Below are 18269 nucleotides of genomic sequence, written 5' to 3' on the forward strand. Positions count from 1 at the left end.
GAGCAGCCTCTCGAATTATCTAGAGTATATTTATACACTGTGGAAGAATATGGAATTCCCTACAAACAATAAAGGTATAAATACCAATCGTTGTGATAGCTTTTGCCTATCAATTGTAGCAATTTAATAAATTAACATCAATACAATAATTTTAATACAACAAAGTGCAAGTGGTATAGCGATCAAGTTGTCGATGTTGTGAGGTTACCGACAAAAATTCGTTGTTCAGCTTTATTAACCATCTGTGGGTAAAATTCGAAAAATAGCTGTTCGAGCTCAGTGTAGTGCAATAAAAAGTCATTAAAAGAACCACTGAGTGCATGCAATTTAGGCCGTCTACGTGCCATTCCATTTAATGATTTACCGATATACGCTTTTTCAGCGTAACGAATTAACCATTGTTGTGGCCAAAGAAACTCATTTAACTCCTGAAATCTTTCAGGGGTATGACAAAGATCGGGTTCGATTTGAGATCGGGCAAAATGCACAAAATTACTCAACGACATCGTAGGTTCAATGATATTCCAATGCAAAGAAAGAAAATGATCCCAGACCAGATCAAGCGTGATGGGGGCAACACGACGATAATCATCACGAAACAATAATTTAGCTTGTTTGACTAAAGGGTGAGTATCGGTCGCTTTATCAACGGCTCGATGCATAAAAATACCTGTAACAACATCAGGCGGATAGAGGCCTTCGGGATTACCTCGAACAAAATCGGCCATTAAATTGCCAAGCAAGGAACTATTGGCTTTGTGAGCTAGATGTAGGTGAGCTAAGAAGTTCATGTGGTTATCATATACTCGATACTATCTTAATAATACCCGATGCCTTTCAAATTATAGCTACGTCAAATTATAGCTACGTTCGCCACACAAACCGACCCTAGTCACATACTTATGTGTGCTCCTAGGGCTCAGTTTGCTCGCTAATTATACCCGATGCCTTTCAAATTATAGCTGTGTTCGCCGCACAAACTGACCCTAGTCACATACTTATGTATGCTCCTAGGGGGCAGTTTGCTAGCTGCCTTGCTCTAATTCGAAATTCATGGGGTATAAGATCGAGTTAGGGAAAAGGGAAAAGGGAAAAGGGAAAAGGGAAAAAGAGAAGCGTTTTGTTTTTAATTAAAGAAATGGCGGATTTTGCAAAACATTTGTTACATAAAAACAGTTTTTTCGGCAAAAATACGCTTATTTCTTGCGCCTTCGAGTCCTCAGCACTAGACTAGTCGCCTGTTTTTTAGATCGAAGTTAAGACAATGCGTGTTTCCGATTTTACTTTTGAATTACCTGAAGAATTAATTGCCCACTATCCTCAAGCGCAAAGAAGCGCGTGCAGACTGCTGAGCCTCGATGGACCAACGGGAAAACTGACCCATGGTATTTTTACCGATGTTCTAGATAAACTGGCGCCCGGTGATTTGTTAGTTTTTAACAATACTCGGGTGATCCCTGCACGCTTATTTGGCCGTAAGGCGAGTGGCGGTAAAATCGAACTACTTGTCGAAAGAATGCTAGATGAGCATCGTGTATTGGCACATATTCGGGCATCTAAAGCGCCAAAAGAAGGTGCTGAGCTGGTTTTAGGTGAAGATGAAAGCGTGAATGCGACAATGCTAGCGCGTCATGGTGCCTTATTTGAAGTGCGTTTTGATGATCCACGCGATGTATTGAGTATACTCAATCAAATCGGCCATATGCCATTACCACCTTATATTGATCGACCTGATGAAGAATCAGATAAAGAACTTTATCAAACCGTCTATAGTGAGCGTCCGGGCGCCGTTGCTGCACCGACAGCAGGTTTACACTTTGATGAACCACTATTAGAAGCGCTACGAGCAAAAGGTGTCGAAATGGCCTTTGTCACCTTGCATGTTGGTGCGGGTACATTCCAACCTGTTCGGGTTGATAGCATTGAAGATCATATAATGCATTCTGAATATGCAGAAGTGCCACAAGATGTTGTTGATGCGGTATTAGCTTGTAAGGCAAGAGGAAACCGTGTTGTTGCGGTAGGAACAACCTCAGTACGCTCATTAGAAAGTGCGGCTAAAGCCAGCCAAGATGCGCTGATAGCACCATTCTTTGATGATACGCAAATTTTTATATATCCAGGTTATGAATACCAAATCATTGACGCATTGATCACAAACTTCCATTTGCCAGAATCAACGTTGATTATGTTAGTTTCTGCGTTTGCAGGGTATAAAAATACCCTACAAGCCTATAAAGAAGCAGTTGCACAGCAATATCGTTTCTTTAGTTATGGTGATGCGATGTATATCACCTGTAATCCCGATGCTCGTCATGAGCAGGTTGGAGAGTAAGTTAATGTAGGCAACAGCAACGCTGCTTGCTGATAAAAGTGAAAATCAGCATCGGACTGTTTTTCTGATGCTAGGAGACATAATAGTGAAATATGAATTACAAACCACGGATGGCAAAGCGCGTCGTGGTCGTTTGATTTTTGAGCGTGGTGTGGTTGAAACCCCTGCGTTTATGCCTGTTGGTACTTATGGAACCGTTAAAGGCATGACGCCTGAAGAAGTTAAAGAAACGGGCGCACAGATCCTTTTAGGTAACACGTTCCATTTGTGGCTACGCCCTGGGCAAGAAATCATGAAATTGCACGGCGATTTACATGATTTTATGCAATGGCAGGGGCCGATTTTAACTGACTCAGGTGGTTTCCAAGTTTTTAGTCTTGGTGCAATGCGTAAAATTAAAGAAGAAGGTGTGCATTTCCGTAATCCAATTAACGGTGAGAAAATCTTCTTAAGCCCTGAAAAATCAATGGAAATTCAGTACGACCTTGGTTCTGATATTGTGATGATTTTTGACGAATGTACGCCATATCCTGCTGATTGGGATTATGCTAAAACGTCAATGGAAATGTCTTTACGTTGGGCTGCACGTAGCCGTCAGCGTTTTGATGAGTTAAACAATAAAAATGCGTTATTTGGCATTATCCAAGGCAGTGTTTACGAAGATTTACGTGATATTTCTGTTAAGGGGCTGGTGGAGATTGGTTTTGATGGGTACGCTGTAGGCGGTTTGGCGGTTGGTGAGCCAAAAGAAGATATGCATCGTATTTTAGAGCATGTTTGCCCGCAAATACCGGCTGATAAACCTCGTTATTTAATGGGTGTCGGTAAACCTGAAGATTTAGTTGAAGGTGTCCGTCGCGGTATTGATATGTTCGATTGTGTGATGCCAACTCGAAATGCGCGAAATGGACATTTATTTGTCACCACTGGCGTGGTAAAAATTCGCAATGCGAAATATAAATCGGATACTGCCCCACTCGATTCAGAGTGTGATTGCTATACTTGCCGCCATTATAGCCGTGCTTATTTGCACCATCTCGATCGCTGTAATGAAATTCTTGGCGCAAGGTTAAATACCATTCATAATTTACGTTATTATCAACGTTTAATGGCGGGTATTCGTCAGGCGATTGAAGAAGGAAACTTCGACGAGTTCGCTAAAGATTTTTATCAGAAGATTGGGAAAACCCAACCTTCGTTAAATATGGAATGAATTTAAGTGCGAAATAGGTTGAACCTGTGTAGCATAGCAGGCTTGGCTGTACTTATGTTTTAAATTGCGTTCAATAACAATGAGGAAAGTTGAATGAGTTTTTTTATTTCTGAAGCAGCGGCATCCGCAGGCGCTCCAGCACAGGGTAGCCCATACACAATGGTTATCATGCTTGTCGTTTTCGCCCTGATCTTCTATTTCATGATCCTGCGTCCACAGCAAAAACGTGCTAAAGAGCACCGTAAACTGATGGAATCAATCACTAAGGGTGATGAAGTTTTAACGACCGGCGGTTTGATTGGACGTGTAACCAAAGTTTCTGAAACGGGTTATGTTGTTCTTGAACTGAGTGAGAACACTGAAGTAACCATCAAACGTGATTTCGTTGCTGCCGTTTTACCAAAAGGCACAATGAAAGCTATTTAATTTCTGATTTTCCCGAAGGGAACTGCCGTGCTAAACCGTTATCCTTTGTGGAAGTATCTGATGCTGATCGCTGCGATCCTCATCGGTCTGCTTTATGCGCTTCCAAACCTATATGGTGAGGATCCGGCTGTTCAGATCACTGGCGTGCGGGGAACCGCCGCCAATGAACAAACGCTGATCCAAGTCCAAAAAACGTTAGAAAAAGACAATATCCAAAGCAAATCTGTCGCTTTGGAAAATGGGGCTGTACTTGCCCGATTCAACAACTCGGATATCCAGCTACGCGCCCGTGAAGCACTGGTAAGCGCACTGGGTGATCAATATGTTGTTGCATTAAACCTTGCACCAGCAACACCGAAGTGGTTAGAAGCTGTCGGTGGTGAGCCAATGAAACTTGGCCTTGATTTGCGTGGTGGGGTTCACTTCCTGATGGAAGTGGATATGGATACTGCATTAGGTAAGTTGCAGGAACAAAACATGGACGGTATACGCAATGACTTGCGCCAAGCAGGCATTCCGTACTCATCTATCCGTAAAGGCGACAATTATAGCGTTGAAGTGCGTTTCCGTAACGCTGATGATCGTAGCCAAGCAGAGAAAACACTGGCTCGTAAATTCCAAGATTTAGTGTTTTCAGATGGTAGCGACAATACCATGACTGCCGTAATGACGGATGAGCGTCTACGTGAGGCTCGTAACTATGCTGTATCTCAAAACATTACGATTATTCGTAACCGTGTAAACCAATTAGGTGTTGCCGAGCCATTAGTTCAACGCCAAGGTGCGGAGCGTATTGTTGTTGAGTTACCGGGTATTCAAGATACTGCGCGCGCTAAAGAAATTCTTGGTGCGACAGCCACATTGGAATTCCGTTTAGTCAACCAAAGCGTTGATCCATCAGCGGCTGAAAGTGGTCGTGTACCGGGTGATTCTGAAGTTAAATATGATCGTAATGGTGTGCCTTACGTACTGTATAAGCGCGTTATTTTAACGGGTGATCATATTACTGATTCAACGTCTGGCGGCGATGAAAACGGTGCTCCACAAGTAAGCATTGGTCTTGATAGTGCTGGTGGTTCTACCATGTCTGATTTTACTCGTGATAATCAGGGTAAACTCATGGCAACACTGTTTGTTGAATATAAAGACAGTGGCAAGAAAGACGCTGAAGGCCGTGTGATTTTGGTCAAAGATGAGAAAGTCATCAATGCTGCCAATATTTCAGCGCGTTTCGGTAGCCAGTTCCGTATTACAGGTATTCAAGATCCAAACGAAGCTCGCCAGCTATCACTATTGCTGCGTGCGGGGGCATTGATTGCGCCAATTCAAATCGTTGAAGAGCGTACCATTGGTCCAACCCTTGGTTTGCAAAATATCGAGCAAGGTTTGAAAGCCTGTTTAGCAGGTCTATTAGCATCAATCCTGTTTATGATTATTTATTATCGTAAGTTTGGTTTGATTGCCAGTACGGCACTGTTTGCAAACTTGATTATGATTGTTGGTGTGATGTCCTTGTTACCAGGGGCGACGTTAACCATGCCAGGTATTGCCGGTATTGTATTAACCCTTGCCGTTGCGGTCGATGCCAACGTTTTGATCAACGAACGTATCAAGGAAGAGCTGCGCAATGGGCGTTCCGTCCAGCAAGCGATTCATGAAGGTTATAAAGGCGCCTTCTCAAGTATTATCGATGCAAACCTGACAACATTGATCACTGCAATTATTCTGTACGCAGTGGGTACAGGGTCAATCAAAGGCTTTGCAATTACGACAGCTATCGGTGTCGCCACCTCTATGTTTACAGCTATTATCGGTACGCGTGCAATCGTGAACCTGCTATATGGCGGTAAACGTGTCAACAAGCTGTCAATTTAAGGAGCACGTTGTGGCACAGGATTATACTGTTGAACAATTGAACTATGGCCGTAAAGTTTATGACTTTATGCGCTGGGACAACGTTGCCTTTGGTATTTCTATCGTATTGCTGATCGCATCAATTGTGATTATTGGAGTTAAAGGCTTCAACTGGGGGCTTGATTTCACTGGTGGTACCGTCATAGAAATCAACTTAAGTCAGCCTGCGGATTTAGATAAAATTCGTGAGAGTTTATCTAATTCAGAGCACAAAGATCCGTTAATCCAAAACTTTGGTAGCAGCCGTGACATTATGATCCGTCTACCACCAATTGAAGGAACAGCGGGTCAAGAAGTTGGTAAAGAGATCATTACTATCATCAATAAAAATGTTGATGAACAAGCGACAGTTAAACGTATTGAGTTTGTTGGTCCAAGTGTTGGGGCTGAGCTCGCTCAAACAGGTGCATTAGCACTGTTAACGGCGCTGATCTGTATTTTGATCTATGTTGGCTTCCGTTTCGAATGGCGTCTAGCAGCAGGGGCCGTATTAGCGCTTGCACATGACGTTGTGATTACGTTAGGTATTTTATCTCTCTTTCATATTGAGATAGATATGACCATCGTGGCATCGTTGATGTCGGTGATTGGTTACTCACTGAACGACAGTATCGTGGTATCTGACCGTATTCGTGAGAACTTCCGTAAAATTCGTCGTGGTACGCCATACGAAATCATGAACGTCTCTTTGACTCAGACATTAAGCCGTACCATTATGACATCAGCAACAACATTATTAGTGGTTCTGATGCTGTATATCTTTGGTGGCACGATGTTAGAAGGCTTCTCACTGGTTATGTTAATTGGTGTGACCATCGGTACTATCTCATCTATCTATGTTGCTTCTGCATTAGCACTGAAGATGGGTATGAGACGTGAACATTTGCTTCCACCGAAGGTTGAGAAAGAAGGCGCTGACCAAGAGTCTTTATTGCCATAAAGGTGTTTTCACCATGGCTAATGTTTTGGGTTAAGCGTTAAAACAATCTTTCTAGTTTACTGAAAAGTAAAACACAAAACTAAAACACCCCGCTAGGCTTTAAATGTACAGCCTTGCGGGGTGTTTTTTATTAAGCACTGAGTTACACTGTTTACCCGAAATAAGATCAGGAAACACTATGCATTGCCCATTTTGCTCAGCTGTGGATACGAAAGTAATTGACTCGCGTCTAGTTGGAGAAGGCTCTCAAGTACGTAGGCGTCGTCAATGTCTCGTTTGCCATGAACGCTTCACCACCTTTGAAGTGGCGGAACTTGTTATGCCACGGGTAATTAAGAGTGATGAAGTACGTGAACCTTTTGATGAAGAAAAACTCAGCCGCGGTATGCAAAAAGCATTAGAAAAACGACCGGTTAGCGCGGATGCAGTTGAACAGGCTATTATCTCCATCAAATCAAAATTACGTGCAACAGGTGAAAGGGAAATTCCTTCTAAACAGATTGGTAATTTAGTGATGGATGAACTGAGAAAACTGGATAAAGTCGCTTATATCCGTTTTGCTTCAGTGTACCGTAGCTTCGAAGACATACGTGAGTTCGGCGAAGAGATCGCTAAATTACAGGATTAAAGCATGATAGAACAAGATAGCATCTATATGGCGAGAGCCCTAGAGCTCGCTGAAAAAGGCCGTTTTACAACGTCACCTAATCCAAATGTTGGCTGCGTTATCGTCAATAATGGCGAAATAGTGGGTGAAGGCTATCATCAAAAAGCAGGCGAACCCCATGCAGAAGTACACGCATTGCGAATGGCCGGTGAAAAAGCCAAAGGAGCGACAGCTTATGTTACGCTAGAGCCTTGTAGCCACCATGGGCGCACACCACCTTGCGCTGAAGCTTTAATTAATGCAGGGGTTAGCCGTGTCGTCGCCGCAATGCAAGATCCCAATCCTCAAGTAGCAGGGCGAGGCCTATATATGCTATCTAAGGCAGGCATTGAAACGGCCAGTGGCGTATTAATGGAGCAGGCTGAGGCGCTAAATCGTGGTTTTCTAAAACGCATGCGTACGGCATTCCCATATATCCAATTAAAACTAGCGGCTTCGCTTGATGGTAAAACCGCTTTGCAATCTGGGGAAAGTAAATGGATCACCTCAGCGGCGGCTAGGAAAGATGTTCAAATGTTGCGAGCACAAGCCAGTGCAATTTTAAGCACAAGTAATACTGTGTTAGCGGATGATCCATCATTGACAGTTCGCTGGAATGAATTGCCTACCGATATTCAAGCTATTTATCCTGAAAATGCATTACGTCAGCCTATTCGTATTGTTTTGGATAACCATAATAGAGTCACCGCTCAGCACAAAGTCACTCAGCTTGAAGGGGAGTGCTGGTTAGTGCGTCCAAAACCAGAGGTTGATGCCATGTGGCAAGGGCAAGTCGAACAACTCGCGATCCCTGCGGATGATAACGGTATTGATTTGGTTATTTTGATGATGCAATTGGCTAAGCGAAACGTAAACAGCATTTGGGTTGAGGCTGGGCCAATATTAGCAGGCTCATTATTGAAGCTTGGTTTAGTCGATGAGCTCATTGTATATATTGCACCTAAATTACTCGGTGATACGGCGCGTGGCCTAGTGAATTTTCCTGCGCTTGCTCATTTATCAGATGCGCCAAAATTTGAATTTACTGATGTGCAGAAAGTCGGTGATGACTTGCGTGTCAGACTACGTCCTGTGTGGTAATTGAAGTTTTTTATGGTTTTGCTGAAATTCAACCACGCGGTTAGTGAAAGAATGTGATAAAATCCGCGCCCCATGGGGTATATACTTTAAATAATTCGAAATGTAGCCGCTATACCTTAGTGCAAAGTGCTGCAATTTGAAGGATGACAAGTATAATTAATTTAAGGAAGGCTATGAACGTAATTAAAGGTGTTGTTGCCGCGCCACAAGCGCGCGTCGCTATTGCAATCGCTCGTTTTAACAACTTTATTAATGATAGTCTGCTGGACGGCGCTGTTGATGCGCTAGAGCGTATCGGCCAAGTTTCTCAAGACAACATCACTGTTGTATGGGTACCGGGTGCTTATGAACTGCCATTAACAGTCAAAGCATTAGCTGAAACGAAAAAATATGATGCAGTTATCGCTTTAGGTACCGTAATCCGTGGTGGAACGGCTCACTTTGAATTTGTTGCTGGTGAATGTAGCTCAGGCCTCTCTCACGTTGCAATGAACAGTGAAGTACCTGTAACCTTTGGTGTCTTAACCACTGAAAATATTGAGCAAGCGATTGAGCGTGCTGGTACAAAAGCAGGTAACAAAGGCGCTGAAGCTGCATTGACTGCATTAGAAATGATTAATGTACTTAAAGCTGTAAAAGGCTGATTTAGTTTTTATTTAAGGGGAATCTTGTGAAACCTGCTGCTCGTCGCCGCGCTCGTGAGTGTGCTGTACAGGCCATCTATTCATGGCAATTATCTGGCAATAATGTTTCTGATGTGGAATATGAATTTATTGCTGAACAGGACATGTCTGACGTTGACGTAATTTATTTTCGTGAACTGTTGTCAGGTGTAGCGAACAACGCTATTAAACTTGATCAACTGATGGCACCTTTTTTATCTCGTCAACTGGAAGAGCTGGGGCAGGTAGAGAAAGCGATTTTACGTGTCGCTATGTATGAACTTAGCTTCCGTGAAGATGTTCCTTACAAAGTTGCGATTAATGAAGGCATCGAACTCGCTAAAGTATTTGGCGCAGAAGATAGCCATAAATTTGTTAATGGTGTTCTTGATAAGGCTGCACCTGCTGTTCGCCGTAAAAAATAAAATTGCTCAGGGTCCCCTCCTGTAATAGTACTATGCTCTAAATAATTCTAGGTGCAGTTAGGTGACAAGTGCGCATGAGTATTGTCACCATATGTTAACCAAAAGCACTGCAACTTGAAGTATGGCGGGTATACAGTAGTAATAAGATAGACTGCTTATGCGGTCTATCTTTATGTCTATTATTTTTTAATAACGAAGTTCCCAAGTATAGCGAAAACGGAAAACCTACCATGTCATATGGCGAATTTGACCTCATCGCGCGTTATTTTAATCGTCAAAAAACGAATCGGCGTGATGTAAACATCGGTATTGGTGATGACTGTGCCTTGATGACTATCCCAGAAAAGCAGCAACTTGCTGTAAGCACTGATACTTTAGTTTCTGGCATTCATTTCCTTCCTGATATATCACCAGCAGATCTTGCCTATAAATCATTAGCTTCCAATTTAAGCGATCTTGCCGCGATGGGCGCTGATCCTGCATGGGTTTCCTTGGCGATCACGCTACCTCATGTTGATCCAACTTGGTTAGAGCAGTTTAGTGATAGTTTGTTTGAACAAATTAACTATTATGGAATGCAATTAATTGGTGGTGATACTACACGTGGTCCTATGAGCCTAACTTATACGGTACATGGACTTGTGCCTACGGGGAAAGCGTTATCCAGAGCCGGTGCTCGTAACGGTGATTGGATATATGTAACAGGAACGCTTGGTGACAGTGCTGCGGGTTTAGCTCTGCTACAAGGGCGTTTAGATATCGCGGATCAAGAGCAAAAATCGTGGTTAATTGGTCGCCATTTACGACCTCAACCTCGCATTTTACAAGGGCAAGCGCTACGTAATTTAGCCTCTTCAGCAATTGATATTTCTGACGGGCTGATCTCTGATCTTAACCATATACTGAAAGCGAGTGGCTGTGGAGCACATATCAATTTAGATGCTTTGCCTTTATCAGAAGCATTGAAGCAAAACTGCTCTCAAGAACAAGCTCAGATTTGGTCGCTTAGCGGCGGTGAAGATTATGAACTTTGTTTCACTATCCCTGAAATTAATCGTGGTGCGTTAGAAATGGCACTAGCACATACAGGGGCGCATTTTACGTGTATTGGGCAGATCAAACCTCAATCGGAAGGGATCCGTTACTATCATGATAACCAAGCAGTTGATGTGAACCTAAAAGGGTTTGATCACTTTGTTTTGGAAAGTGTAAATAGTTAAAGGATCAAAATAATATTATTAAAAAAGTCCATGTCAGTTGCTGGTATGGACTTTTTTATTGATTATTTATCATCAGATAGTGATATTTATCGATTATCTATAATATAAAAATAATATCTATTTCTTACAGCTTGAGTTATGAAAATATAATTGAAGTAATTTTTTCGGTATAAAATCAACTAGCGTTAGTTCAATAAAGGCTACCGATAATTATTTGAATTAAAACAAATAAGCTTTTGGGATTGGCAAAAGAAAGCTGCCAAAAGGCAGCTAAAATAAAATGAGGCGTATATCCCATAAAAGTATGAGATGTTTTTGTCAATATTGACAGAAATTCTTATGAGGGCAATTAGGTATTAAAAACATACTGAACTTTATTTGAGATAAAAGCAAGATCCTTTTAAAAGAAATTTGATTTAAATTGATCGTAGCTATGCTTTTTTAAAATAACGGATCTTTAAAATAACGCTAAAAAAGCAGGTATTGAATAACTCCAATACCTGCTTTTTTTAGGGATTAAGCTTTCTGTTGATACTCTTCAATAGCTTTGATGATGCCATCGCTATCGAGACCTAAGTCTGCAAGCACTTCTTGTTGGCTACCTTGTGAAATAAAGTAATCAGGTAGTCCAAGATTCAATATAGGTAGGATCTTTCGTTGGTGCATGAGAAACTCGTTAACACCGCTACCTGCACCGCCCATAATCGCATTCTCTTCCAAAGTTACGATTAGATCGTGGCTATTAGCCATTTCTAAAATCAATGCTTCATCAAGTGGTTTAACGAAACGCATATCAACAACAGTTGCATTGAGTTTTTCAGCTGCAACTAACGCATGGCTGAGTAATGTACCAAAACATAAGATGGCAATTTTTTCACCTTGACGGCGAATAACACCTTTACCGATAGGTAATGGCGCTAAAGGCTGTAATTCTGCCCCTGTACCAGTACCACGAGGGTAACGTACTGCACTTGGTCCATCACTATAGTGATAGCCTGTATGCAGCATTTGGCGACATTCGTTTTCATCGCTTGGTGTCATGATGACTAGCGTTGGAATACAGCGTAGATAAGACAAATCAAACGATCCTTGGTGGGTCTGCCCATCAGCCCCAACAATACCTGCACGATCAATTGCAAATAAAACAGGCACTTTTTGAATAGCAACGTCATGGATCACCTGATCATAACCACGTTGTAAGAACGTAGAGTAGATAGCTACGATTGGCTTATAGCCGCCAATCGCTAATCCCGCGGCAAAAGTTACGGCATGTTGCTCGGCGATGGCAACATCAAAATATTGATCAGGGTACTCTTTTGAAAAGCGTACCATGCCCGATCCTTCACGCATTGCTGGGGTGATCGCCATCAATTTGTCATCATTTTGTGCTTCATCGCACAACCAATCACCAAAGATCTTCGAATAGGTTGGGCCGGTTTCTTTGCTTTTTGGCAAGGTAAAGGTACTTGGATCAAACTTAGGTACGGCATGCCAGCTGATAGGATCTTTTTCTGCGGGTTCATATCCACGACCTTTTTTAGTCATGATATGTAGAAATTGAGGGCCTTTTAGATCACGCATATTTTTTAGCGTTTGCACCAGCGCGATCACATCATGGCCATCAACAGGGCCTATGTAATTAAAGCCTAATTCTTCAAACATGGTGCCTGGAACGACCATGCCTTTGATATGTTCTTCAGTTTTCTTTAATAGCTCTTTAATGGGAGGCATATTAGAGAAAACTTTTTTACCACTTTCACGTAACGTGGTGTACAACTTGCCTGAAAGCAGATGCGCTAGATGATTATTGAGTGCGCCAACATTCTCAGAAATTGACATCTCATTATCATTTAGGACAACTAACATATCAGGCGCGACATCACCAGCATGGTTCATCGCTTCGAATGCCATACCTGCTGTGATAGCACCGTCGCCAATCACACACACCGTTTTACGGTTTTTATCTTCTTTTTCAGCGGCGATTGCCATACCTAGGCCAGCACTGATTGAAGTCGATGAGTGACCAACGCTCAATACATCATATTCGCTTTCTCCACGCCATGGGAAAGGATGCAAGCCATTTTTTTGACGGATAGTATCAATACGATCACGGCGACCCGTCAAAATTTTATGGGGGTAGGCTTGATGACCAACATCCCACACCAAGTTATCGAAAGGCGTCTTATAAACATAATGTAATGCAACGGTGAGTTCAACCGCGCCTAAACCAGAGGCAAAATGACCGCTAGAACGACCAACACTACTAAGTAAAAACTGCCTGAGTTCATCACACAGCTTAGGCAAGCTCTCTTTTGGCAGTAAACGTAGCTCTTCTGGTGTTTCTGCCAGCGCTAGTGTTGGATACTTAGCGATATCAATACTCATTAGGGGCTCACTACTATTTATAATTGTTAATAAAGTAATATACTCGTCATACTTCAAGTTGCAGCGTTGTTGACTGCATTCACTCGCACTAGTCACATACTTTTGTATGCTCCTAGGGACTCATTCACTTGTCGCCTAGCTGCACCTCGAATTATTTAGAGTATGACTCGTCATACTTCAAGTGGCAGCGCCTCTCGTTAAGGCGTGGTGACTGCTCTCATTTGTACCAGTCAAAGTGTCTTTTATGTTCCTAGCGACCTATTATCTTATCGTCTAGCTGCCCTTTCGAATGACTTAGAGTATACACATTAAGTGGCATCGTTTTTTGCAAGCAAAATATGTCTTTGCCACAGTAATATTTTTACTACTAGTGTGTTATTCAGTTATCACAGAATGGTGATTTGAATCACATAAGAGTATAGCGCCGGTCAACCCAGCGCTCGAATTATCTAAAGTACATATCTATTATGCCACCTTTATCATTCTTCGTCTGAATGTAAAATGACATTGTATTACATTAGCTTTTTCGCTCGATAATGAAATTGGCAAGTGCGACTAAGGTTTGTGTATTATAGCCTTGAATTTCAATTATTTTTAATGCTTCTAGCGCAGTATAATACAATTCACGGGCTTTTTCCTGAGCGGCTTCAAGCCCCAACAATGATGGATAAGTGCTTTTCTCATGTTCTGCGTCTGAACCTTGGCGCTTACCGGTCACCTCACTGTCACCAACCACATCTAAAATGTCATCTTGTACCTGAAACGCGAGGCCAATAGCTTCTGCATACTTATCTAGCGCTGGTAAAATTTGATGACCTTTTGTTCCTGCTGAATAGGCACCCATACGAATTGCGGCACGTATTAAAGCCCCCGTTTTATGTTGATGAATACGTTCAAGTGCCACTAAATCTACCTGCTTGCCTTCTGCTTCGAGATCTAATGCTTGGCCACCACACATACCCGCCAAACCGCTTGCATAAGCGAGCTCGGCTAACATAGCAATTCTGTCTTTATCTGTAACATCAGGCATTGAGCCAGATGACAATAATTGGAATGCCAATGTTTGCAACGCATCCCCAGCAAGGATGGCATTTCCTTCGCCAAATTTGACATGGCATGTGGGCTGTCCACGTCGTAGATCGTCATCGTCCATCGCTGGAAGGTCGTCATGGATCAGTGAGTAGGCATGAATGCATTCAACAGCTGCTGCGGGAACATCAAGATTATTGCGACTCACGCCAAGCATTTCACCTACGGTATAGGTCAAAAATGGACGTAAGCGCTTACCCCCGAGAAGGGCGCCATGCTTCATTGCCGCTGCAAGGGGTAAATCAGAGAATGGAAGTGCATCTAAGGCATGCAATAAATATTGATTAACTCGCTCATACGCTAGCTGCTGCTGTACTGCGAAGCTGTTAGAATGTTGTTCAGACATAATTTATTCAGTATCGGGTGAAAAATCATCAAGCGCTTTGTTTTCATCATCGCTCAGTAGGATCTGAACGCGTTGCTCAGCCTGTTGTAGGACTTTTTGCCCTTGCTTAGCGATTTGGATGCCACGTTCAAACTCATTGAGTGCATCTTCTAGGGGTAGCGAGCCAGACTCAAGACGAGAAACAATTTCCTCAAGTTCTTTAAGCGAGTTTTCAAAGCTAACTACTGGGACTTGTTGAGGTTTTTCTTTAGCCATATTTCTTTAACCGCAAATGTTCAATCATTCGACTAGGGTGTTTTATTCATTCAGCAGACTAACTTAGTCTGACAGCGGATACAATTTATTATTGGTGTTTTTAGATTCAACCCGCAAGATGGTGCTATAATACGCTTCTTTATTGACAATTGGTAACCTGTGCGTGTGTCTCTTTCAATACGTTCATTTGCCCCTATAACATTAACATGCAGCTATTATGAAGTTTATCATTAAGTTATTTCCAGAAATTACCATTAAAAGCCAGACCGTTAGGTTACGTTTTATTAAGATCCTAACCAGTAATATTCGCAATGTGCTTAAGCCGCTAGGTGAAGAAATCGCGGTTGTTCGTCATTGGGATAACATTGAAGTGCGTGTTAAAGGGGAAACAAAGCACGACGAAATTTGTGATATGCTCACACGTATCCCTGGTATTCATCATATTTTAGAAGTTGAAGAAAAACCGTTTACTAGCCTACATCATATCTATGAAATGGCACATGAGGCATACGGTGCATCGCTAGAAAATAAAACCTTTTGTGTTCGTGTAAAACGTCGAGGGAAGCACGAATTTACCTCGATTGAGGCAGAACGTTATATTGGTGGTGGTTTAAACCAACATATCGCTTCAGCAAAAGTGAAACTCACCGATCCTGACACCACAGTCCATCTAGAAATTGAAGATGAAAACCTGATCCTCGTGAAAGCACGTTATGAAGGCATTGGTGGCTTTCCTATCGGTACACAAGAAGATGTATTGTCTCTCATTTCAGGGGGCTTTGACTCAGGCGTTTCCAGCTATATGTTAATGCGCCGAGGTTGTCGAGTTCACTATTGTTTCTTCAACTTAGGTGGTGCGGCTCATGAAATTGGCGTAAAACAAATCGCTCATTATTTATGGAACCGTTTTGGCAGCTCACATAAGGTACGCTTTATTGCGGTTAACTTCGAACCCGTTGTGGCTGAAATTCTAGAAAAAGTCGATGATGGCCAAATGGGCGTTGTGTTAAAACGTATGATGGTACGTGCTGCCTCAAAAGTGGCTGAGCGTTATGGCGTTCAAGCGATAGTCACGGGTGAGGCATTAGGACAGGTATCAAGCCAAACCTTAACTAACTTGCGTTTGATTGATAATGCTTCAGATACATTGGTACTGCGTCCACTAATTTCTCATGATAAAGAACACATCATTAAAGTCGCGCGCCAAATTGGTACAGAAGACTTTGCGAAAACCATGCCTGAATACTGTGGTGTGATTTCTAAAAGCCCTACGGTAAAAGCAGTCAAAGCACGTATCGAGGCCGAAGAAGCAAACTTTGATTTCACTATTTTAGACTCAGTGGTTGAGCAATCACAAAATATTGATATCCGCCAAATTGCGCAAGAAAGCCGCGAGCAAGTGGCTGAAGTTGAAATGGTGAGTGAGCTTTCAGCTGAAAATGAAGTTATCTTAGATATCCGTTCCCCTGATGAACACGAAGACAAACCGTTGGCGATTGAAGGGATAGACGTTAAACACATTCCATTCTATCGTCTTGGTACTCAGTTTGGTGATCTACCTAAAGAGAAAACTTACTTATTATATTGCGACCGTGGTGTGATGAGTCGTTTACAAGCGCTCTATTTGCAAGAGCAAGGTTTTAATAATGTAAAAGTTTATCGTCCATAAATTGTTCATTTCGACAAGATAAAAGCCGAGATGGCTGTACCGTGCCCCCAATAGTTGGATAGCCAATTACTGGGGGTTTTTATTATTGTTCTAAATAATCATTAATACCGGGTGGGAGTACGAGCTGTGAAGCAACGTTTGCCGCGGAATCACGGCCAACCAGTAATTCAATCAATTTTAAGGCGAAATCAAAGGTAGTTGCAGGTCCTTGACTGGTCAGTAAATTAACTCGCTCATCAAAATAAACGCGTTTATCCACCCATTTGTTGGCTGCAATTTGCTCTCGTGTGCTTGGGTAGCCTGTCATATTGCCGATAGGAAATAATTGATGATATTCCAAAACCATAGCGGGTGCTGCACAAATAGCGGCGACAATTTTTCCATCCAGATGCATTCTTCTGACTTTTTCAACCACCAATGGGCTATCTCTAAATGTTTCGGCGCCTCCCATTCCTCCTGGAAGGACTATCGCATCAAAAGGTTCATCGGCCACTTTGATCAGAGGTGTATCTGCAATTAATTTTATTCCTCTTGATGCAGTTATTGCCACTGAACCATCGTCGGTCACGCTTGCTAAGGTGACTGCGATCCCAGCCCTGACTAATAGATCGGCAGTTGTTACCGTTTCTATCTCTTCACTGCCATTGGCGATGCATATTAGTACGGAAGCCGTCATTTTTTTCTTCTCGTTGTTTAATCAAATGGTATAGGCGATCATTTTCTGGTGTATTTAGCCCATGTGCGCGTGCTTGTTTAATCAGATAACCGGTAATGTAGTCAATTTCAGTGCGTCGTTTGTTACGAATGTCTTGCAACATAGAAGAATAGTTATCTGCGGTATTATGGATAATGCCATAAATATAATCAGTGAGCTGTAATTTATCGGTATGCAATCCTTCTATATCCATCACTTGGCAAATTTCATCAATTAATAAATTGATTTGGGCTGTATGGTTTAGTAATTCACCATTTTTGCAATCATGGATAATGGTTAGCGGGTTAATTACGCAGTTTGCGGCAAGTTTTTGCCAGCAGGTTGCTAAAATATCATTATGCCACGCAACATCGGGTAGGGCTGTATGCAAAATATCCGCGATAGGATAGCAATTTTCAGCAATTGAGTTAACCGCACCAATGTGAGTTATGCCATTTGCAACATGAAAGACTTGATTATTTTTTTGCCAAGCGGCATGCGTTGTAACACCCGCTAAAAATGGCTGACGTAAAGGTGTTAATTCACCTAATGTCCCCATCCCGTTATGCAGTAATAAAATTGGGCAGGATTCAGGGATATTATGAATTAAAGGGAGTAGTGCATCAGACACTTGCCATGCTTTTAAGCAGACAATAATTAGCTCACTATGTTGTAGATGGTTAAGGTTGTTGCAAGGGATAAGTTCACGAAAAACGCGACCATCAGGTTCATTAACATCAACGAATAAATCAGACTGAGCCATACGTAGCCAGCCTTGGATATCATGGCCTTGTTGGGCTAGCGCAGCGAGCCATAGCTTGCCAATGGCACCACAGCCAATAAGCGTTATTCTCATATTCCTCCTAAAGGCAGTGATGAGTGTAGATTTCCAGTATAGTACTTTTGCTATCAATAGAAAGCAGCTATCATGCATCATATTGATTATCAG

General features: G+C 42.2%; 17 protein-coding genes. 11 read left to right on the top strand and 6 right to left on the bottom strand.

All coding sequences use genetic code 11. The features are described from left to right. Window positions 1–182: 182 nt before the first annotated feature. Window positions 183–791: an acyl carrier protein phosphodiesterase gene (locus JI723_RS03830; RefSeq protein ID WP_070926813.1), complete on the bottom strand. Its 609-nt coding sequence runs from the start codon at window positions 789–791 to the stop codon at window positions 183–185. Between the two features lie 473 nt (window positions 792–1264). On the opposite strand from JI723_RS03830, the gene queA reads away from it, so the two are divergent. From queA to thiL, 10 genes are all read left to right on the top strand, one after another. After that, window positions 1265–2335: a tRNA preQ1(34) S-adenosylmethionine ribosyltransferase-isomerase QueA gene (gene queA / locus JI723_RS03835; protein WP_272580398.1), complete on the top strand. Its 1071-nt coding sequence runs from the start codon at window positions 1265–1267 to the stop codon at window positions 2333–2335. Between the two features lie 85 nt (window positions 2336–2420). Further along, window positions 2421–3548 carry a tRNA guanosine(34) transglycosylase Tgt gene (gene tgt, locus JI723_RS03840; protein WP_070926809.1) on the top strand — a complete coding sequence of 376 codons (1128 nt, stop codon included), beginning with the start codon at window positions 2421–2423 and terminating at the stop codon, window positions 3546–3548. A gap of 93 nt (window positions 3549–3641) precedes the next feature. Then, complete coding sequence (gene yajC / locus JI723_RS03845) at window positions 3642–3974, top strand: preprotein translocase subunit YajC (protein ID WP_004905542.1); 333 nt, start codon at window positions 3642–3644, stop codon at window positions 3972–3974. Window positions 3975–4001: 27 nt separating this feature from the next. Further along, the gene (secD, locus tag JI723_RS03850) at window positions 4002–5849 is read left to right on the top strand and encodes a protein translocase subunit SecD (RefSeq protein WP_081335912.1); all 1848 of its coding nucleotides are present in this window, start codon (window positions 4002–4004) and stop codon (window positions 5847–5849) included. A 10-nt stretch (window positions 5850–5859) separates the two neighbouring features. Then, window positions 5860–6828 (top strand): protein translocase subunit SecF, encoded by a 969-nt coding sequence (gene secF / locus JI723_RS03855; protein WP_140181886.1) that lies wholly within the window; start codon window positions 5860–5862, stop codon window positions 6826–6828. A gap of 178 nt (window positions 6829–7006) precedes the next feature. Further along, complete coding sequence (gene nrdR / locus JI723_RS03860; protein ID WP_070926803.1) at window positions 7007–7456, top strand: transcriptional regulator NrdR; 450 nt, start codon at window positions 7007–7009, stop codon at window positions 7454–7456. A 3-nt stretch (window positions 7457–7459) separates the two neighbouring features. Further along, window positions 7460–8575 (top strand): bifunctional diaminohydroxyphosphoribosylaminopyrimidine deaminase/5-amino-6-(5-phosphoribosylamino)uracil reductase RibD, encoded by a 1116-nt coding sequence (gene ribD / locus JI723_RS03865; RefSeq protein WP_272580397.1) that lies wholly within the window; start codon window positions 7460–7462, stop codon window positions 8573–8575. A gap of 173 nt (window positions 8576–8748) precedes the next feature. Continuing rightward, window positions 8749–9219: a 6,7-dimethyl-8-ribityllumazine synthase gene (gene ribH / locus JI723_RS03870; RefSeq protein WP_070926801.1), complete on the top strand. Its 471-nt coding sequence runs from the start codon at window positions 8749–8751 to the stop codon at window positions 9217–9219. A gap of 26 nt (window positions 9220–9245) precedes the next feature. Continuing rightward, window positions 9246–9662 carry a transcription antitermination factor NusB gene (nusB, locus tag JI723_RS03875; RefSeq protein WP_070926800.1) on the top strand — a complete coding sequence of 139 codons (417 nt, stop codon included), beginning with the start codon at window positions 9246–9248 and terminating at the stop codon, window positions 9660–9662. Window positions 9663–9892: 230 nt separating this feature from the next. Continuing rightward, complete coding sequence (gene thiL / locus JI723_RS03880) at window positions 9893–10882, top strand: thiamine-phosphate kinase (protein ID WP_272580396.1); 990 nt, start codon at window positions 9893–9895, stop codon at window positions 10880–10882. Between the two features lie 516 nt (window positions 10883–11398). On the opposite strand, the gene dxs is transcribed toward thiL, so the two are convergent. The 3 genes from dxs to xseB form a co-directional block, all read right to left on the bottom strand. Next, window positions 11399–13267, bottom strand: coding sequence for a 1-deoxy-D-xylulose-5-phosphate synthase (gene dxs, locus JI723_RS03885; protein ID WP_272580395.1), 1869 nt, complete (start codon window positions 13265–13267; stop codon window positions 11399–11401). 517 nt (window positions 13268–13784) lie between these two features. Next, window positions 13785–14702 carry a (2E,6E)-farnesyl diphosphate synthase gene (gene ispA / locus JI723_RS03890; protein ID WP_272580394.1) on the bottom strand — a complete coding sequence of 306 codons (918 nt, stop codon included), beginning with the start codon at window positions 14700–14702 and terminating at the stop codon, window positions 13785–13787. Between the two features lie 3 nt (window positions 14703–14705). Next, entirely contained in the window at window positions 14706–14957 is a 252-nt protein-coding gene (xseB, locus tag JI723_RS03895; protein WP_070926795.1) for an exodeoxyribonuclease VII small subunit, read from the bottom strand. 217 nt (window positions 14958–15174) lie between these two features. Here xseB and thiI point away from each other — a divergent pair, with 217 nt between their 5' ends. Beyond that, window positions 15175–16626 (top strand): tRNA uracil 4-sulfurtransferase ThiI, encoded by a 1452-nt coding sequence (gene thiI / locus JI723_RS03900; RefSeq protein ID WP_070926794.1) that lies wholly within the window; start codon window positions 15175–15177, stop codon window positions 16624–16626. 82 nt (window positions 16627–16708) lie between these two features. Here the strand turns inward: thiI and yajL are convergent, their stop codons facing one another. After that, window positions 16709–17302 (bottom strand): protein deglycase YajL, encoded by a 594-nt coding sequence (gene yajL, locus JI723_RS03905; protein WP_272580393.1) that lies wholly within the window; start codon window positions 17300–17302, stop codon window positions 16709–16711. Then, window positions 17262–18176 (bottom strand): 2-dehydropantoate 2-reductase, encoded by a 915-nt coding sequence (gene panE, locus JI723_RS03910; protein ID WP_272580392.1) that lies wholly within the window; start codon window positions 18174–18176, stop codon window positions 17262–17264. The genes yajL and panE overlap by 41 nt, the downstream gene beginning before the upstream one ends. Window positions 18177–18269: the final 93 nt, after the last annotated feature.

The organism is Providencia manganoxydans, from assembly GCF_016618195.1.
Taxonomy (GTDB): domain Bacteria; phylum Pseudomonadota; class Gammaproteobacteria; order Enterobacterales; family Enterobacteriaceae; genus Providencia; species Providencia manganoxydans.

What these genes read in the sequence shown, in the direction of transcription:
- dxs (WP_272580395.1), bottom strand. Translation starts at nt 13,267, where the DNA reads ATGAGTATTGATATCGCTAAGTATCCAACACTAGCGCTGGCAGAAACA.
- ribH (WP_070926801.1), top strand. Translation starts at nt 8,749, where the DNA reads ATGAACGTAATTAAAGGTGTTGTTGCCGCGCCACAAGCGCGCGTCGCT.
- ispA (WP_272580394.1), bottom strand. Translation starts at nt 14,702, where the DNA reads ATGTCTGAACAACATTCTAACAGCTTCGCAGTACAGCAGCAGCTAGCG.
- JI723_RS03830 (WP_070926813.1), bottom strand. Translation starts at nt 791, where the DNA reads ATGAACTTCTTAGCTCACCTACATCTAGCTCACAAAGCCAATAGTTCC.
- yajL (WP_272580393.1), bottom strand. Translation starts at nt 17,302, where the DNA reads ATGACGGCTTCCGTACTAATATGCATCGCCAATGGCAGTGAAGAGATA.
- queA (WP_272580398.1), top strand. Translation starts at nt 1,265, where the DNA reads ATGCGTGTTTCCGATTTTACTTTTGAATTACCTGAAGAATTAATTGCC.
- yajC (WP_004905542.1), top strand. Translation starts at nt 3,642, where the DNA reads ATGAGTTTTTTTATTTCTGAAGCAGCGGCATCCGCAGGCGCTCCAGCA.
- thiL (WP_272580396.1), top strand. Translation starts at nt 9,893, where the DNA reads ATGTCATATGGCGAATTTGACCTCATCGCGCGTTATTTTAATCGTCAA.
- xseB (WP_070926795.1), bottom strand. Translation starts at nt 14,957, where the DNA reads ATGGCTAAAGAAAAACCTCAACAAGTCCCAGTAGTTAGCTTTGAAAAC.
- nrdR (WP_070926803.1), top strand. Translation starts at nt 7,007, where the DNA reads ATGCATTGCCCATTTTGCTCAGCTGTGGATACGAAAGTAATTGACTCG.
- panE (WP_272580392.1), bottom strand. Translation starts at nt 18,176, where the DNA reads ATGAGAATAACGCTTATTGGCTGTGGTGCCATTGGCAAGCTATGGCTC.
- thiI (WP_070926794.1), top strand. Translation starts at nt 15,175, where the DNA reads ATGAAGTTTATCATTAAGTTATTTCCAGAAATTACCATTAAAAGCCAG.
- ribD (WP_272580397.1), top strand. Translation starts at nt 7,460, where the DNA reads ATGATAGAACAAGATAGCATCTATATGGCGAGAGCCCTAGAGCTCGCT.